Source organism: Aureimonas sp. D3 (assembly GCF_001463805.1).
GTDB classification, from domain to species: Bacteria; Pseudomonadota; Alphaproteobacteria; order Rhizobiales; family Rhizobiaceae; genus Aureimonas; species Aureimonas ureilytica_A.
This window is the reverse complement of sequence record NZ_BBWM01000114.1, coordinates 1-311: the sequence shown is the minus strand read 5'-3', so window position 1 is coordinate 311 and position 311 is coordinate 1. Positions and strand designations below refer to the sequence as shown.

The 311-nt window shown below is 66.2% G+C and carries 1 protein-coding gene; it reads left to right on the top strand.

Translation table 11 applies throughout. The features are described 5' to 3' along the window. A partial coding sequence (locus AUL36_RS23050) for an aminotransferase class III-fold pyridoxal phosphate-dependent enzyme (RefSeq protein WP_156418560.1) occupies window positions 1–311 on the top strand: 311 nt, incomplete at both ends.

Below are 311 nucleotides of genomic sequence, written 5' to 3'. Positions count from 1 at the left end.
GGCCTCGGGCGCACCGGCACCTGGTTCGGCTACCAGAATTTCGGCGTCCAGCCCGATTTCGTGACCATGGCGAAGGGCGTGGCGTCCGGCTACGCGGCGATCTCCTGCACGGTGACGACGGAGGCCGTGTTCGAGAAGTTCAAGGACGACGCCGATCCGATGGCCCATTTCCGGGACATCTCGACCTTCGGGGGCTGCACGGCGGGTCCGACGGCGGCGCTGGAAAACATGCGCATCATCGAGGACGAGGGGCTGCTGGACAACTGCCTTGCCATGGGCGCGCGGCTGCGGGGCAATCTCGAAGCCTTGAA